Source organism: Streptomyces syringium (assembly GCF_017876625.1).
Taxonomy (GTDB): Bacteria; Actinomycetota; Actinomycetes; order Streptomycetales; family Streptomycetaceae; genus Streptomyces; species Streptomyces syringius.
Window position 1 is genome coordinate 2,031,297 of sequence record NZ_JAGIOH010000001.1, and the last position, 16,659, is coordinate 2,047,955.

Consider the following 16,659-nt stretch of genomic DNA (forward strand, 5'->3'; position numbering starts at 1 on the left):
GGTGTGATGGGTCGTCGGTGCCGGAAGGGTGCGCGCCCCGGGCCGGGGCGGTCCCTCCATGTCACCGGGGGCGTCGTGGTGCCGCAACCGCAGCGTGGCCGCGGAGGACGGGCCCGGCTCAGGCGTCGGCGCGGCCGGAGCGGCGGACCGCGAAGCGGACGGCGTACGCCCCGCCGCCGAGGGTCAGCAGGACGGCGCCCGCGAGGGCGGGGGCGCCGATGTCGTGCCGGCCGTTGATGGCCGCGCCGGCCTGGACGACGCGCTTGACGGGGTTGCTGGAGGTGGCGAGGCGCGTCCCGTGCTGCGTGCCGTCGTCCTTGCCGCTGACCGCGGCGCCGTTCTCACTGTCGTCCGTGCGGCTGCCCGTGCGGCTGTCCGCGTGATCGCCGCTCGCGTCCGTGTGACGCTCCGTGCGGAGGTCGGCGCGGGTCGCGTCGCCGGCCGGGGCGGCGTGGGTCGCGGGGGCCGCGGCCGTCCTGGCACCGCGCCGGTAGTCCTTCAGCGTGTCGCCGGTGGCGGCGGGACGGTCCAGGTCGGAGCCGTCGGGCGTGTAGCGCAGGGAGCCGGAGGCGAAGTCGTAGTAGTGGGTCAGCCGGGACCCGTCGAGCGCGGCACGCAGGGTGGGGTGGGTGCCGTCGCCGCCGAGGATCCGCAGGTGCAGGCGGCCCGCGTCGGCCGCCGGGCGGGTGGCGTCGAGGGTCCGCCGCGTGCCGCGGGAGATCACGTCGACGCTCGCGCCGGCGCTGCCGGAGTGCAGGCGTGCCCGGCTGCCGTCGGGCAGCAGCACCTGCTGGGTGACCGTGCGGGCGGCGGGCCGGTGGTCCTTGTCCGCCGCGAAGGCGCCGGCCACCGGCCAGAGCACCGCGCCGGTGGCTGCGGTGAGGACGGTGACGGCGACGATGCGGGACTGGGCGGACACGGAGTGCCTTCCGTTCGTACGGCTCGGACCGCGGTGCCGGGCTCCGGAGGATCACGCCGGTTCCGGTCGCCTTTCGGCAGCCGCCGCACCACGCCCCTCACGTTACGGACATTTATCCGTCCCACACCTCGACTGTCCGACCCATTCTCGGCCCGTCCCACCTCGGCCGAAAGGATGAGGAGGACCCGTCCGCGTCATACCGAAGTCGCGCGGGCGGGCCGTCTCACGTCGTACCCGGTGCTCGGGCAGCGGCTCGCCGACGAGGCCGCGAGCGCCCTGGAACACCAGGTCAGCGGGGTTGGTGCGGGGTCAGCCGCCCAGGCTCGCGGCGGCGCTGCGGATGTCGGCGGCGAAGGTGCTCACCTCGGAGTAGACACCGGGGTAGCCGGGGCGCGCGCAGCCCTGGCCCCAGCTGACGATGCCGACCTGGACCCAGGCTCCCGCGTTGTCCTTGCGGAACATCGGACCGCCGGAGTCACCCTGGCAGGTGTCGACGCCGCCCTGCTGCAGGTACCCGGCGCATATCTCCTCGTCGTCGACGAGGTTGCTGTAGGCGTTCTTGCAGGTGGCGTCGTCGACGAAGGGGACGGTGGCCTTGAGCAGGTAGCGCTGCTGGCTGCCGCCCTCCCGGTTGGCGCCCCAGCCGGCGATGGTGAAGTCGCCGGAGTTGTACGCGTCGGTGTCGGCGGTCTTGAGGGTGGGGAGGTCGATGGGCTTGGCGAGCTTGATCAGCGCCCAGTCCTTGCCCTGGCCGTCGTAGCCGGGGGCCTGCAGGACCCGGGTCGACTTGACCTTGATCGCCGAGGTGGAGTTGAGGTCCGCGACACCGGCCGTGGCGGTGATCGAGGTGTTCGCGCCGCTGCCGCTCACGCAGTGCGCGGCGGTGAGGACGATCTGCTTGGTGTAGAGGGAACCGCCGCAGCCCATGGACAGCCGCACCATCCACGGGAACTCGCCCTGCTGGGCACGGGTGCCGCCGACGACACCGGGGGTGGGGCTCGGGCCCGGGTCCGGGGCCGCCTGCGCGCTGCCGGGCTGGAGGCTGAACACGGCGAGGGCGACCGCACCGACCGCTGCCGCTCTCTTGAACGCCTTGAGGTAATTGCGCAACGTGCTTCCTTTCGTGGGAGGTTGCGCTCCCACCGGGATCATTGTCAGGATCATGTCAATCCGATATCCGGACATGCCCTTTCGGAGCGCGGTGCGATTATGAGGGCGTGTGACAGCAGCAACAAGGGTGGCCTTTCGGCCAGTCGAGTTCAGTCAGGTCCGGTCTCAGCCAGTCTCATGCGGTCACATTCGGGCGCAGCCGTCTCGGGCAGGTCTCGCTGCGTCCCCTTCCGTGCGGAGCCCCCGCCCGTAGAGTGGGACAGGGCCGGTGGACCTGACGGCGGGGGGCACGGGGTGGGGTCGGACATCGAGATCGAGCACGGATTCCCGCACCTCGAGACCGTGCGCACCGCGATCACCGCGCTGTACAAGCGGCTCTCCCCCGATACGGTGCGGACCTTCGGTGCGAGCGTGCTCCCCGTCGACGTGGCCTTCTCGGCCGACGAGGACCCGTATCTGGGGGTGCAGCGCGTCGCCGGCGCGATGGTGCGGCATCTGCGACTGCCCGATGCCCGGATGATCGTCTCGTTCCGTGAGATGCGGCACGCGGGCAGCATCGAACTCGCCGCCGGGCCCGAGTACTTCATCGAGCTCAACTCACGCTTCAAGTCCCACCGCGAGGACATCGGCGCGGCCCTCGCGCACGAGGTGATGCACGTCTATCTGCACCGCCTGGACCTCGCCTTCCCCGGCACCCGCGACAACGAGATCCTCACGGACACCGCGGCCGCCTATCTCGGCGCGGGCTGGCTGCTGCTCGACGCCTACCGCGAGTCCTCGGTCTCGACGCAGAAGCTCGGCTATCTCACCCCGGAGGAGTTCGGCTACGTCCTCGCCAAGCGCGCGCTGGTCTTCGACGAGGACCCCTCCCCCTGGTTCACCAGCCCGCAGGCGTACGAGGCGTACACCAAGGGCCTGGCCCGGGCGCGCCGGGACGAGCGGCGCCCGCCGCTCGCCGCCGCCGGGCGGCTCGGCCGCCACCGCTACACCCGGGACCGCCGTACCGCGCGCGGTTCGGCTGCCGAGGGTTACGCCTTCGAGGGCCATGACCCGCCGCGCGTCAGCTTTCCCTGCCCGACGTGCCACCAGCGCATCCGGCTGCCGGTCCAGGGACGGCTGCGCGCGCGGTGCGGGCTGTGCCGCACGGTGCTGGACTGCGATACGTAGTGCCGTGCGGCGGGCCTTGGCGGACCTGCGAGCGGCATCCGGGCACGCGACCGCACGGCGGAGGGCCGTCCCGTGACGGGCACGCCCGGACGTCTGCGACAGCGCGGCGAGCGTGCCGGGCTGTCCCGAGCCGGCGTCAGACTCGACGGGCCGTCACCCCCGGTCGCCGGACGGGCCGGCGGGCGACCACCAGCGGCGCAGCACCTTCTCGGCGGGTTTGCCGTGCGGGGTGTAGGCGAGCCGTTCGGCCGTCTCGCCGCTGTCGGGCCAGTCGTCCCACATCCACCAGCAGACCCCGGCCCACCACGGCTTCTTGTCGAAGGCCGACAGCAGCGCCTCGTAGGCGGCGGCCTGTTCGTCCTCGCCCGCGCGCTTGCTGATCGTCCAGGAGTAGGGGGCGGTGGTGGTGCCGCGCTGGCTGACGTAACCGGCCTCGGTGAAGAGGATCTTGCGGTCCCGGCGGGCGGCGAAAGCCTCCAGTTCCCCGATGATCGGCTGCCATGCCCGGCGCAGCCGCGCGGGGTCGGCGGTGGCCTTGCCGGCCAGCGGCCAGTAGGCGTCGATGCCGATGACGTCGAGGTCCTTCCAGAAGGGGACCTTCTGGTACTCGTCGTAGTTGGCGGCGTAGGTGAGCGGGCCGCGGTAGCGCTCGCGGACGGCGGCGATGACCCGCCGCCAGCGCGGGCCGTCGCCGGAGGTGCCCGCGAGTTCGGTGCCGACCGCGAGCTGCTCGGCGCCGGTGTCGGCGGCCAGGCGCGCGTAGTGGGTGATGAAGTGCTCGTACGCGGCGAACCAGGCGTCGGGGTCGCGGGGCCGGATCCCGGCCCGGTCGCCGCCCCGCACGAGGTCGACGTGCGGCTTGAGCATCGTCTTGAGGCCGGCGGCGTGGGCGAGGCCGATGATGTGGCGCAGGCTGTCGTCGTCGGCGGTCTCGTCCGTGGTGCGCAGCTTCGAGTCGGTGACACGGCCCTGGTACCAGGTGGGGGTGAAGGTCACCCAGCGGGCGCCGGTGGCCGCGATCTGCCGCAGATAGCCGGCGGCTTCGGGGCTGCTGTAGTCGTCGGTGTTCCACGAGGGGAGGGTGATGCCGCGCAGTCCGCTCACCTTCCTGGCGTCGGGTGTTCCGCCGCGGGCGGTCGCCCGGCCGGTGGGCGCGTCCCGTCCGGCCGTGCCGTCGGACTGGCACGCGGCGAGGAAGAGGACGGCCGCCGCCAGCAGGGCGGCCGTCCCCTTCTTCGCACTCACTGGCTGAGGTCCGCGGGGGCGACGAAGGTGTAGCCGAGGGCGCGGATGCCCTCGATCGTCTGCTTGAGCGGGCCCACCGCGAAGTACGGGTGGTAGAAGAAGCTGGCCACGCCGTCCCGCACCGCCAGATTGGCCTTGGCGGAGTTGATCAGGTCGGCGGGCAGCCGGGCCGGGTGGTTGTTGTACGGCTCGGGCTCGTAGTTTCCGAGGTTCTCGGGGAGCACGGTCGTACCGTAGACGTCCTTCACCGCGTACGGGAAGAACTGGCCGATGTACCGGCCGGGATTCACGGTGCCGCCACTCAGCGTGCCCGCGAAGTACAGCGACCGTTCGAGGCGGGCGGAGAAGTTCTTGCCGAAGACGCGGTAGTCGGTGGCGGAGGCGGCGTAGTGCGGGGTGGTCCACAGGGTGGGCCTGGGCAGCCCCGCGGCGGTGAAGGCGGCGAGGCCCGCGGTGATGCGGCTCTGGGCCCAGACGGTGGAGTCCTCGGGGACCGGCCCGTCGTAGACGACGTTGTCGCCGGCGTCGACGTGGGCGCGGAAGAACTCGAAGTCGTCGCCGGTGACGCCGTTGTACGGGTTGGCGACGTTGCCGTACTGGTGGGTGTTGCCGTGGTTCATCAGGACCGCGCCGCGTTCGAGCATGTACTTGATGGCGGCGACGAGTTGGGGGCGCTGGGCCAGGGTGGAGGTCTTGGGTACGCCGTTGTTGTAGGCGCCCTTGGGGTCGGTGTAGACGGGGATGACGTTGATCCCGTAGGGGACCTTCGCGGAGTGGAGGTAGTCGGCGATGGTCCGCAGCTGGGCCGGGTCGGCCTCGGGGCTGATGTCCTCCAGCCGGACGAAGGCCCGGTGCCGCTCGGCGGTCTGCGGGGCGAGCACGTCGAAGAGCAGGTCCTCGAAGACGATGACGCGGTCGGTCTCGGAGACGTAGCTGAACGGGATCTCGCCCACGTAGGTGAGGTTGCGGGACCGGATCGCCCACGGGCTGGTGTCGCCGGAGATGGCGTCCGTGGCCTCGGCGAGCTGGGTGACCTGGGGGAAGCCGGGGCCGGTGGAGAGGGCGGGGTGCAGCACTCCGCTGTCGAAGCCGGTCGGGATCTTCCGGGTCAGTCGCTGGCCCTTGTAGTCGACGCGGTCGATCCGCCCGACGGTGCCGCCCTGCTCGTAGTACGAGTTGGTGGGGTCCCAGCCGTAGGCCTGCTGGAAGGCGGAGACGCCGACGGCGTTGGCCATGCCCCAGATGTTGTCGCCGATCCAGGTCACGGGCCGGCTGGTGGCCAGGGCGTCCTGGTAGAAGGCGGCGGGAATCGCGTCGGGGATGGAGCCACCGTAGTAGGTGGAGCCGAGGTAGACCGTGGCGGTGTACTGCTCGACCATGCCGCGGGTGTAGGCGGAGACGGGCTTGGCGGTGACGGTGCCGAAGTGGCCGGCCAGGTTGGCCGCGGCCATCGCGTACAGCTCACCGAGGTGCCCGTAGGGGCCTGCCGTGTCGTACAGGACGAGGGCCGTGGTCCCGGCGGGGACGGCGGCCTGGACGGCTCGCGTCACCGCCTTGGCGGGAGCGGCCGGCTTCGTGAAGAGCGCGGTGCGGGTGGTGGTGGCCCCGGACGAACTCGTGGGCCGCGCCGCGGGATTGACGACGGGCTTGACGGCGGGAGTGATGGCGGGCCTGTCCACGGGCCGCGCCACGGGCCCCGCCGCGGGCTTGGCGGGTGCGGTCGGCACGGTGGGCTCGGTGGGCTCGGCGGGCCGGACGGCGAGGGTGCCCGCGCGGCGCTTCTTGTCGTTGGCGAGGCGGGCCTTGGCCCAGGCCTTCAGCTCCGCGGCTTTGGGGCCGGACAGCGACACCGGGTTGATGCCCTTCAGATGCTGCGGCCACCGGCGGTCACCCGGGTCCTTTGCCGCTTGTGCGCCGGAAAGCGCTATGCCGCCCCATAGGGCGGCGACAATCACGAAGACGATGGAGATCCGGGAAATCCCCGATCTCCTTCTCATTTTCCTCACCGTGCGGTTCCCCCCTCTTTCACGAACCCTTGCCGCCACCTCCGGGAGTTCGGAGGCCCGACAGTTGACAGATTCTTCTTGTGAGGTTTGACCGGTGTCAATAGACAACACCGATCCAGAGCTTTCATTTCCCGACAGCGGGATTGGTACAGACCATAGATCACATCCGTCACACACTCGCCTCAGCAGGCCTAATAACCGTTAGGTCCGGAGAATTTGAGATTCCGTTCAAACAACTCCCACCAAGTCCGACAAGAAGACCGGTTGAGTCTGATACTTTCCCTGCGCACGCCTCAAGCGAGGCGAAAAATGGGGGGGAACCCATGTACGGAAAACCCGCTCTGGGGACAGTCCTGCCTATGGCCGGGCTGACGGCGGCTCCTGAGGCGCTGCCGGGCATCCCCTTTGCCCGGGGACTGCAGGAAGCCGCCGGGGCCGGATTCCTGCTCTACTGCGCGATCGCGCTGACTCTTATATCGGTCAAACTGTGGTTCGCCGTGCGAAATCTCGGTGAACGGTCATGATCTCCGAAATCCTCATCTGGGCCAGCATTGCCATCATCGTGATGGCCGGCGGCTACAACACCACGCTCTTCGTTCTCTCCAGACGCCGAATCCGACGCAAACGCGGTCCCCGGGAGGAGCGTTTCTATATCTTTCTCCTCGCCTGTCTGAACGAGGAGACGGTGCTCGCCGAGAGCCTCGCCCGCATTACTGCCCTGCCAGCCGGTAAATTCATCGCCCTGGTCATCGACGACGCCTCGGACGACGGCACCGCCGCCATCGCGCGGGCCGCCGACCCCGAGCGGGTCCATCTGCTCCAGCGGCATTTGCCGGACGCCCGTAAAGGAAAAGGCGCGGCTCTCAACAACGGCATTCGCCACCTCCGCGAGTCGGGCATCCTCGACGGCCACGACCCGCGCGACGTCATCGTCTGCGTCGTCGACGCGGACGGCCGGCTGGACCAGCACGTGGTCCAGTCGGTCGACCCCTTCTTCGACAACCCGCGTACCGGGGGCACCCAGATCGGTGTCCGGATGTACAACCGGGACAAGGGCCTGCTCGCCCGGCTCCAGGACATGGAGTTCGTGATCTACGGCGACATCTTCCAGAAGGCCCGCCGCTACATCGGCAGCGTCGGCATGGGCGGCAACGGCCAGTTCATGCGGCTCGCCGCGCTCGACAGCCTCATGGGCGAGGACGGCAGCGGCCCGTGGAGCGACTCCCTGACCGAGGACCTCGACCTCGGGGTGCGGCTGATCGCGCACGGCTGGACCAATCAGCACTGCACCGCCGCGGCGGTCTCCCAGCAGGCCGTCCTCGACGTACGCCGTCTGGTGCGCCAGCGGTCCCGCTGGTTCCAGGGCCATCTGCAGTCGGCGGGGCTGGTGCCGACGATCCTGCGCGACATCCCCACCCGGCCCGCGCTGGACCTGCTCTACCACCTCTCCAGCCCGGTGCTGATCCTGCTCACCTCACTGCTGCCGCTGTCCTTCCTCGTCGCCACGGCCGGCACCGTCGTCGGTTCCGTCCAGGCCGGACACCCGCTGATCTCCCCGATGTGGATCCTCGGGCCGTACGTCCTGTCCTTCACGGCGGCGTACGCGTACGGGTTCGTCTACCACCGGCGCGAGCGCGACCTCGGGCTGCTGCGCGCGATCCTGCTCTCGCACGTCTTCATCTTCTACGGCTACATCTGGTTCGCCGCCGGATGGATGGGCCTGTGGCGGATGCTCACCGGCAAGCAGACCTGGCTCAAGACCGCGCGCACCTAGGGCCTGTCCGGCGGTTCTTCGCGGGCTCCCGACGCCCGGCACCGGTGGCACCTGCCACCCGGAGACCCGCCGGACAGACACCCGGCCCCGCGCACGTCGACCCCACGCGTATCGACTCCGTGCACGTCGGCGCCGCGCGCACCCACCGCCCGACATCCGCCCGCAGTCACCACCCTGCCTAGGGAGACCGTATGTCCCCGAACATCATCAGCGCGCCCGTACGGGCCATGCTCGTACTGGGCACCCGCCCGGAAGCCATCAAGCTGGCGCCCGTGGCCCGTGCCATGGCCGCCTCCCCGCTCTTCGACCCCATCGTCGTCACCACCGGCCAGCACCGCGAGATGCTGCACCAGATGCTGGACCTCCTTCGGGTCGAGGTGCGCACGGAACTCGACGTGATGCGCGACCGGCAGGAGCTGTCGAAACTGACGGCCCGCCTCGTCGACGGCCTCGGCGAGGTCGTCCGCGAGCACCGCCCGGACCTCGTCATCGTCCAGGGCGACACCACCACCGCGCTGACCGGCGCGCTCGCCGCGTTCTACGAACACATCCCCGTCGCCCACGTGGAGGCCGGGCTGCGCACGGGGGTGCTGGACAACCCCTTCCCCGAGGAGGCCAACCGCCGGCTCATCGGGCGGCTCGCCCGCTGGCACTTCGCGCCCACGCCCCGCGCCGCCCGGCACCTGACCGCCGAGGGCGTCCCCGCCACCCAGGTGTTCACCACCGGCAACACCGTCATCGACAACCTGCTGTGGGTGCTGGAGGAGGGCACCGGGAACAACCTCTTCCGCACCGGGCTGCGGCGGGCCCTGCTCACCCTGCACCGCCGGGAGAACCAGGGCGACAAGATGCGGGCCATGGGCAAGGCCATGCGACGGCTCGCCGACCGCGGTGACGTGGAGATGGTGGTGCCGCTCCACAAGAGCCCGGCCGTCCGTGACGCGCTGCTCCCGGAGCTGACCGACCACCCGAACATCCGCGTCGTCGAGCCGCTGGGCTATCTCGACTTCTCCGCTACCCTCGCCGCCTGCGACCTCGTCCTGACCGATTCCGGCGGCATCCAGGAGGAGGCACCGTCCCTCGGCAAGCCGGCCCTGGTCCTGCGGACGACCACCGAGCGGCCCGAGGCCGTGGAGGCGGGCGCGGCACGGCTGGTGGGCACCGAGCCGGAAGTCATCCTCAACGCGGCCATCCACCTATTGGATGACGCGGAGGCGTACGAGCGGATGGCGACCGCCGGCAATCCCTTCGGGGACGGGCACGCCACCGACCGGATCGTGGCCCAACTCGCCGAGGACTTCGGGGCGGACGCGGAAACGGAACCGCCGTCGGGTCCGCTGATCGCCAGTCGGCCCGACGGTCCGGGGTCATACTCGACGGCATGACGAGAGTTCACCGGCTCCTCGGTCTCACCCTGCTCGCCGCCGCCGTGCTCGTGGGCGCCGCCTTCGCGGTGGCCGGGCTGTGGGGAGGCGGTGACGACGCACCGGACCGGCCGTGGGCCGAGGGCTCGGTCCACGGCCCGTGGCGGTCGGTGTTCGACGGCCACGGGGACAACGTGGGCAGCGACGACGCCCTGACCCTGTCCCCCATGCCGTCCCGGGTGCCCGAGGAGACCCACGCGGGGCTGATCGTCTCCACCGCGGTGTACACGGACGTGGACTTCCGGTCCAGGATGCGGACGGTCGCCCAACTGCGCGTGCCGCGGCCCAATCCGTGGGAGGTGCCGTGGCTGGTCTGGGCCTACACCGACCCGGAGCACTTCTACTACATCACCCTCAAGCCGAACGGCTGGGAACTGGGCAAGCGCGACCCCGCCTATCCCGGGGGCCAGCGCTTCCTGGCGACGGGGGGCGGGAAGTACCCGATCGGCTCGTGGTCCGACGTCCGGGTCGCCCAGCGGGGGGCCCGGATGGAGGTCAGCGTCGACGGCCGGGGCCTGGTCGCCTTCGAGGACCGCGAACGCCCGCTGCTGAAGGGGAACGTGGGGGTCTACACGGAGGACGCGCGCGTGGAGTTCCGGGATCTGGTGGCCCGGGAACCGGCGGGCTGACGAGGGGCACGGGGGCCCGTCGCCTGCCCCGTGCTCGTCGGGGGCTGAGTCCCGGAAAGAGCGCGGCACCCGCCCCCGGTCGGGGAAAGGCGGGTGCCGCGTGTGTGGGGCCCGGCGGGCCGAAAGCCGCCGGGAGTCGGGCCGCGTCAGACCGTCAGCGCGCGGTCCGTCGGGCGGACCGGAGCCGGCAAGGCGCTGGTGCCGGTCAGGAAGCGGTCCACGCCGCGGGCCGCGGAGCGGCCCTCGGCGATGGCCCAGACGATGAGCGACTGGCCGCGGCCGGCGTCACCGGCGACGAACACGCCGGGGACGTTCGTGGCGTACTCGCCGTCGCGGGCGATGTTGCCGCGCTCGTCCAGCTCCAGGCCGAACTGCTCGACGAGGCCGTTCTCGCGGTCGGTGCCGGTGAAGCCCATGGCGAGGGTGACGAGCTGGGCGGGGATGCGGCGCTCGGTGCCGGGCTTCTGCTCGAGCTTGCCGCCCGTGAACTCGACCTCCACCAGGTGCAGCCACTGGACGTTGCCGTCCTCGTCGCCCTCGAAGTGGGTGGTGGAGACGGAGTAGACCCGCTCGCCGCCCTCCTCGTGCGCGCTGGTGACCTTGTAGAGCATCGGGAAGGTGGGCCAGGGCTGGCCGGGGTTCCGCTCCTCCCCCGGCTTGGGCATGATCTCCAGCTGGGTGACGGAGGCCGCGCCCTGGCGGTGGGCCGTGCCGACGCAGTCGGCGCCGGTGTCGCCGCCGCCGATGACGACGACGTGCTTGCCCTCGGCGCTGATCGGGGAGACCGTCAGGTCGCCCTCCTGCACCTTGTTGGCGACGGGCAGGTACTCCATGGCGAAGTGGATGCCCTTGAGGCCGCGCCCGGGGACGGGCAGATCGCGGGAGGTCGTGGCACCGGCGGCGATCACGACGGCGTCGTAGCGCTTGCGCAGCTTCGCGGCGTCGATGTCGCGGCCGATCTCCACCTCCGTACGGAACTTGGTGCCTTCCGCGCGCATCTGCTCGATACGGCGGTTGATGTGCCGCTTCTCCATCTTGAACTCGGGGATGCCGTAGCGCAGCAGACCGCCGATGCGGTCGGCGCGCTCGTACACGGCCACGGTGTGGCCGGCCCGGGTCAGCTGCTGGGCGGCGGCGAGGCCGGCCGGGCCGGAGCCGATGACCGCGACGGTCTTGCCGGACAGCCGCTCGGGCGGCTGCGGGGTGACGTCACCGGAGTCCCAGGCCTTGTCGATGATGGTGACTTCGACGTTCTTGATGGTGACGGCGGGCTGGTTGATGCCCAGCACGCAAGCGGACTCGCACGGCGCGGGGCACAGCCGGCCGGTGAACTCGGGGAAGTTGTTGGTGGCGTGCAGCCGCTCGCTGGCCGCCTGCCAGTCCTCGCGGTAGGCGTAGTCGTTCCACTCGGGGATGAGATTCCCGAGCGGACAGCCGTTGTGGCAGAACGGGATGCCGCAGTCCATGCAGCGCCCGGCCTGCTTGCTGATGATCGGCAGCAGTGAGCCGGGGACGTAGACCTCGTTCCAGTCCTTGACGCGCTCGCCGGCGGGGCGGGTACGGGCGACCTCGCGGCCGGTGGTCAGGAAGCCCTTGGGGTCAGCCATGAGTCGCCGCCTCCATCATCTTCTCGTGGGTCTCCGTCTCGGAGAGCCCCGCTCGCTCGGCGGCGTCCTTGGCGGCGAGCACTGCCTTGTAGGTGGCCGGGATGACCTTGCTGAAGCGGGTCACGGCCGTGTCCCAGTCGGCGAGGAGCCTGGCCGCGACGGTGGAGGCGGTCTCCTCGTGGTGGCGGCGCACGACGTCGTGCAGCCACCGCTGGTCGTCGGCGTCGAGGGTGTCGACGGCGGCGGTCAGCTCCTTGTTGACGTTGTGGGGGTCCAGGTCGATGACGTACGCGACGCCGCCGGACATGCCGGCCGCGAAGTTGCGTCCGGTCTCGCCGAGGACGACGGCCCGGCCGCCCGTCATGTACTCGCAGCCGTGGTCGCCCACGCCCTCGGCGACGACGGTGGCGCCGGAGTTGCGGACGCAGAACCGTTCGCCGACGCGGCCGCGGAGGTACATCTCGCCGCCGGTGGCGCCGTAGGCGAGGGTGTTGCCGGCGATGACGGAGTACTCGGCGAGGTGGTCGGCGCCGCGGTCGGGGCGGACGACGACGCGGCCGCCGGAGAGGCCCTTGCCGACGTAGTCGTTGGCGTCGCCCTCCAGGCGCAGGGTGACGCCGCGCGGCAGGAAGGCGCCGAAGGACTGGCCGGCGGAGCCGGTGAAGGTGATGTCGATGGTGTCGTCGGGCAGCCCCGCGCCGCCGAACTTCTTGGTCACCTCGTGGCCGAGCATGGTGCCGACGGTGCGGTTGATGTTGCGGATCGCGACCTGGGCCCGGACGGGCTGGGCGTCCTCGGCGGACCGGGCGGCGAGGGCGTCGGCGGACAGCTTGATCAGCTCGTTGTCGAGGGCCTTGGCCAGGCCGTGGTCCTGCTCGGTGACCCGGTGGCGGACGGCGCCGGCGGGCAGCTCGGGCACGTGCAGCAACGGGGCCAGGTCCAGGCCCTGGGCCTTCCAGTGGGTCACGGCCTTGGCGGTGTCGAGGAGTTCGGCGTGGCCGACGGCCTCCTCCAGGGTGCGGAAGCCCAGCTCGGCGAGGAGTTCACGGACCTCCTCGGCGATGAACTCGAAGAAGTTGACGACGAATTCGGCCTTGCCGGAGAACCGCTCGCGCAGCACCGGGTTCTGGGTGGCGATGCCGACGGGGCAGGTGTCCAGGTGGCAGACGCGCATCATGACGCAGCCGGAGACGACCAGGGGGGCGGTCGCGAAGCCGAACTCCTCGGCGCCGAGGAGAGCGGCGATGATCACGTCGCGGCCGGTCTTGAGCTGGCCGTCGGTCTGCACGACGATGCGGTCGCGCAGGCCGTTGAGGAGCAGGGTCTGCTGGGTCTCGGCGAGGCCGAGCTCCCAGGGGCCGCCGGCGTGCTTGAGCGAGGTCAGCGGGGAGGCGCCGGTGCCGCCGTCGTGACCGGAGATCAGCACGACGTCGGCGTGGGCCTTGGAGACGCCCGCCGCGACCGTGCCGACGCCGACCTCGGAGACCAGCTTCACGTGGATACGGGCCGCGGGGTTGGCGTTCTTCAGGTCGTGGATGAGCTGGGCGAGGTCCTCGATGGAGTAGATGTCGTGGTGCGGGGGCGGGGAGATCAGGCCGACGCCGGGGGTGGAATGCCGGGTCCTGGCGACCCAGGGGTAGACCTTGTGGCCGGGCAGCTGGCCGCCTTCGCCGGGCTTGGCGCCCTGCGCCATCTTGATCTGGATGTCGTCGGAGTTGACGAGGTACTCGCTGGTGACGCCGAAGCGGCCGGAGGCGACCTGCTTGATGCTGGAGCGCCGGGCCGGGTCGTAGAGGCGGTCGGGGTCCTCGCCGCCCTCGCCGGTGTTGGACTTGGCGCCCAGCTGGTTCATGGCGATGGCGAGGGTCTCGTGGGCCTCGCGGGAGATCGAGCCGTAGGACATGGCGCCGGTGGAGAAGCGCTTGACGATCTCGCTGACGGGCTCGACCTCGTCGAGGGGCACGGGGGTGCGGTCGGTCTTGAGGGAGAACAGCCCGCGCAGGGTCATCAGCCGCTGGGCCTGCTCGTTCACGCGCTCGGTGTACTGCTTGAAGATGTCGTAGCGCCGGGAGCGGGTGGAGTGCTGGAGGCGGAAGACCGTGTCGGGGTCGAAGAGGTGCGGCTCGCCCTCGCGGCGCCACTGGTACTCGCCGCCGATGTCCAGTCGGCGGTGCGTCGCGGCGATGCCGGTGGCCGGGTAGGCCTTGGCGTGGCGGGCCGCGACCTCCTGGGCGATGACGTCCAGTCCGGCGCCGCCGATCTTGGTGGCGGTGCCGTGGAAGTAGGTGTCGACGAAGGTCTCGTCGAGGCCGACGGCCTCGAAGACCTGCGCGCCGCGGTAGGAGGCGACGGTGGAGATGCCCATCTTGGACATCACCTTCAGCACGCCCTTGCCGAGGGCGTATATGAGGTTGCGGATGGCGGTCTCGGGCTCGATGCCGGGCAGGAAGGTGCCGGCCCGGACCAGGTCCTCGACGGACTCCATCGCCAGGTAGGGGTTGACGGCGGCGGCGCCGTAGCCGACGAGCAGCGCGACGTGGTGCACCTCGCGGACGTCACCGGCCTCGACCAGCAGGCCCACCTGGGTGCGCTGCTTGGTACGGATGAGGTGGTGGTGGACGGCGGAGGTGAGCAGCAGGGAGGGGATCGGTGCGTGCTCGGCGTCGGAGTGCCGGTCGGACAGGACGATCAGGCGGGCGCCGTCCTCGATGGCGGCGTCGACCTCGGCGTGGATCTCGGCGATCCGGGCGGCGAGTGCCTCGCCACCGCCGCTGACCCGGTAGAGGCCGGAGAGGGTGGCGGCCTTGAGGCCGGGCAGGTCGCCGTCGGCGTTGATGTGGATGAGCTTGGCCAGCTCGTCGTTGTCGATGACGGGGAAGGGCAGGGTGACGCTGCGGCAGGACGCGGCGGTCGGCTCCAGCAGATTGCGCTGCGGGCCGAGGGAGGAGATCAGCGAGGTGACCAGTTCCTCGCGGATGGCGTCCAGCGGCGGGTTCGTGACCTGCGCGAAGAGCTGGGTGAAGTAGTCGAAGAGCAGCCGGGGGCGCTCGGAGAGGGCGGCGATGGGCGAGTCGGTGCCCATCGAGCCGATGGGCTCGGCACCCGACTTGGCCATGGGCGCGAGGATGACGCGCAGCTCTTCCTCGGTGTAGCCGAAGGTCTGCTGGCGGCGGGTGACCGAGGCGTGGGTGTGCACGATGTGCTCGCGCTCGGGGAGGTCGGCCAGGTCGATCAGGCCGGTCTCCAGCCATTCGGCGTAGGGCTGCTCGGCGGCGAGCTCCGCCTTGATCTCGTCGTCCTCGATGATGCGGTGCTGCGCGGTGTCGACGAGGAACATCTTCCCGGGCTGGAGGCGGCCCTTGCGGACGATCCTGGCGGGGTCGATGTCGAGGACGCCGACCTCGGAGGAGAGGACGACGAGGCCGTCGTCGGTGACCCAGTAGCGGCCGGGGCGCAGACCGTTGCGGTCGAGGACGGCGCCGACGAGGGTGCCGTCGGTGAAGGTGACACAGGCCGGGCCGTCCCAGGGCTCCATCAGGGTGGAGTGGTACTGGTAGAAGGCGCGCCGGGCCGGGTCCATGGAGGCGTGGTTCTCCCAGGCCTCGGGGACCATCATCAGCACGCTGTGCGGCAGTGAGCGTCCGCCGAGGTGGAGGAGTTCGAGCACCTCGTCGAAGGAGGCCGAGTCGGAGGCGTCGGGGGTGCAGACGGGGAAGATCCGCGCCAGGTCCCGGTCCCCGAACAGCTCGCTCGCCAGCTGGGACTCGCGGGCCCGCATCCAGTTGCGGTTGCCCTTGACCGTGTTGATCTCGCCGTTGTGGGCGACGAAGCGGTACGGGTGGGCGAGCGGCCAGGAGGGGAAGGTGTTGGTGGAGAACCGGGAGTGCACCAGGGCGATGGCGGTGGCGCAGCGGCGGTCGGAGAGGTCCGGGAAGAACGGCTCCAGCTGCCCGGTGGTGAGCATGCCCTTGTAGACGATGGTGCGGGCGGAGAGGGAGGGGAAGTAGACACCGGCCTCCCGCTCGGCGCGCTTGCGCAGGACGAAGGCCTTGCGGTCGAGGGCGACGCCCTCGCTCCTGCCGTCCGAAACGCTGTGCTGGCCCGAAACGAAAAGCTGCCGGAAGGCGGGCATGGTGGCGCGGGCGCCGTTGCCGAGCAGCTCGGGGGCGACGGGGACCTCGCGCCAGCCGAGGACGGTGAGGCCCTCCTCGGCGGCGATGGTCTCGATCTGTGAGACGGCGGCGTCGGCCTGCGGGCCCGTCCCGTCCGCATCGGCGGGCAGGAAGGCGATGCCGACGGCGTAGGCGCCGGCCTCGGGGAGGTCGAAGGTGACGCTCTCGCGCAGGAAGGCGTCGGGGACCTGCATAAGAATGCCCGCGCCGTCGCCGGAGTCGGGCTCGGAGCCGGTGGCGCCGCGGTGTTCCAGATTGCGCAGGACGGTGAGGGCCTGCTCCACGAGCGCATGGCTCGCCTCGCCGGTCAGGGTCGCGACAAAGCCCACGCCACAGGCGTCGTGCTCATTGCGCGGGTCGTACATCCCCTGCTGGGCGGGGTGGGATGCGGCAAAAAAGGGGCGCATCGGCTCTCCCGTCGTCGTCATGGCATTTGCGGTGCCGAGGGACGACGTTGGCCCTCTGCGAAAGAATTTGGTGCAGGTTACAGGATGGCCCGCTTCTCGAAAAGCGGGCTACTTCGTTCCACCATGTGGACACCGTGTGCGCGGGGCGGGGTGTCCCTGGAGTGGTGGGAACACCCGGCCCGGCCCGTACCGGACGTCG

11 protein-coding genes are annotated in these 16,659 nt (G+C 71.0%); 5 read left to right on the forward strand and 6 right to left on the reverse strand.

Features of this window, described 5'->3' with window-relative positions; genetic code table 11:
• Window positions 1–118: 118 nt before the first annotated feature.
• Window positions 119–919, reverse strand: coding sequence for a hypothetical protein (locus JO379_RS08935; RefSeq protein WP_209514530.1), 801 nt, complete (start codon window positions 917–919; stop codon window positions 119–121).
• 309 nt (window positions 920–1,228) lie between these two features.
• Window positions 1,229–2,029: a S1 family peptidase gene (locus tag JO379_RS08940; RefSeq protein WP_242625986.1), complete on the reverse strand. Its 801-nt coding sequence runs from the start codon at window positions 2,027–2,029 to the stop codon at window positions 1,229–1,231.
• A gap of 294 nt (window positions 2,030–2,323) precedes the next feature.
• Here JO379_RS08940 and JO379_RS08945 point away from each other — a divergent pair, with 294 nt between their 5' ends.
• The gene (locus JO379_RS08945; RefSeq protein ID WP_130877274.1) at window positions 2,324–3,196 is read left to right on the forward strand and encodes a hypothetical protein; all 873 of its coding nucleotides are present in this window, start codon (window positions 2,324–2,326) and stop codon (window positions 3,194–3,196) included.
• A 153-nt stretch (window positions 3,197–3,349) separates the two neighbouring features.
• Here the strand turns inward: JO379_RS08945 and JO379_RS08950 are convergent, their stop codons facing one another.
• On the reverse strand, window positions 3,350–4,441 hold the full coding sequence (locus JO379_RS08950) for a glycoside hydrolase family 113 (protein WP_209514532.1): 1,092 nt from the start codon (window positions 4,439–4,441) through the stop codon (window positions 3,350–3,352).
• Window positions 4,438–6,438, reverse strand: a complete 2,001-nt coding sequence (locus JO379_RS08955; RefSeq protein ID WP_209514534.1) for a DUF2334 domain-containing protein — start codon at window positions 6,436–6,438, stop codon at window positions 4,438–4,440. The genes JO379_RS08950 and JO379_RS08955 overlap by 4 nt, the downstream gene beginning before the upstream one ends.
• A 368-nt stretch (window positions 6,439–6,806) precedes the next feature.
• On the opposite strand from JO379_RS08955, the gene JO379_RS08960 reads away from it, so the two are divergent.
• From JO379_RS08960 to JO379_RS08975, 4 genes are all read left to right on the forward strand, one after another.
• Window positions 6,807–6,971 carry a hypothetical protein gene (locus tag JO379_RS08960; RefSeq protein ID WP_209514537.1) on the forward strand — a complete coding sequence of 55 codons (165 nt, stop codon included), beginning with the start codon at window positions 6,807–6,809 and terminating at the stop codon, window positions 6,969–6,971.
• Window positions 6,968–8,221: a glycosyltransferase gene (locus JO379_RS08965; RefSeq protein WP_130877277.1), complete on the forward strand. Its 1,254-nt coding sequence runs from the start codon at window positions 6,968–6,970 to the stop codon at window positions 8,219–8,221. The genes JO379_RS08960 and JO379_RS08965 overlap by 4 nt, the downstream gene beginning before the upstream one ends.
• 191 nt (window positions 8,222–8,412) lie before the next feature.
• On the forward strand, window positions 8,413–9,606 hold the full coding sequence (gene wecB / locus JO379_RS08970; RefSeq protein WP_209514539.1) for a non-hydrolyzing UDP-N-acetylglucosamine 2-epimerase: 1,194 nt from the start codon (window positions 8,413–8,415) through the stop codon (window positions 9,604–9,606).
• A complete protein-coding gene (locus JO379_RS08975) occupies window positions 9,603–10,274 on the forward strand; it encodes a LamG domain-containing protein (RefSeq protein WP_130877279.1) in 672 nt (223 codons plus the stop codon). Before wecB ends, JO379_RS08975 begins: the two co-directional genes overlap by 4 nt.
• Window positions 10,275–10,420: 146 nt before the next feature.
• Here the strand turns inward: JO379_RS08975 and JO379_RS08980 are convergent, their stop codons facing one another.
• On the reverse strand, window positions 10,421–11,881 hold the full coding sequence (locus tag JO379_RS08980) for a glutamate synthase subunit beta (RefSeq protein ID WP_130877280.1): 1,461 nt from the start codon (window positions 11,879–11,881) through the stop codon (window positions 10,421–10,423).
• A complete protein-coding gene (gltB, locus tag JO379_RS08985) occupies window positions 11,874–16,481 on the reverse strand; it encodes a glutamate synthase large subunit (protein WP_245381417.1) in 4,608 nt (1,535 codons plus the stop codon). The genes JO379_RS08980 and gltB overlap by 8 nt, the downstream gene beginning before the upstream one ends.
• Window positions 16,482–16,659 lie beyond the last annotated feature (178 nt).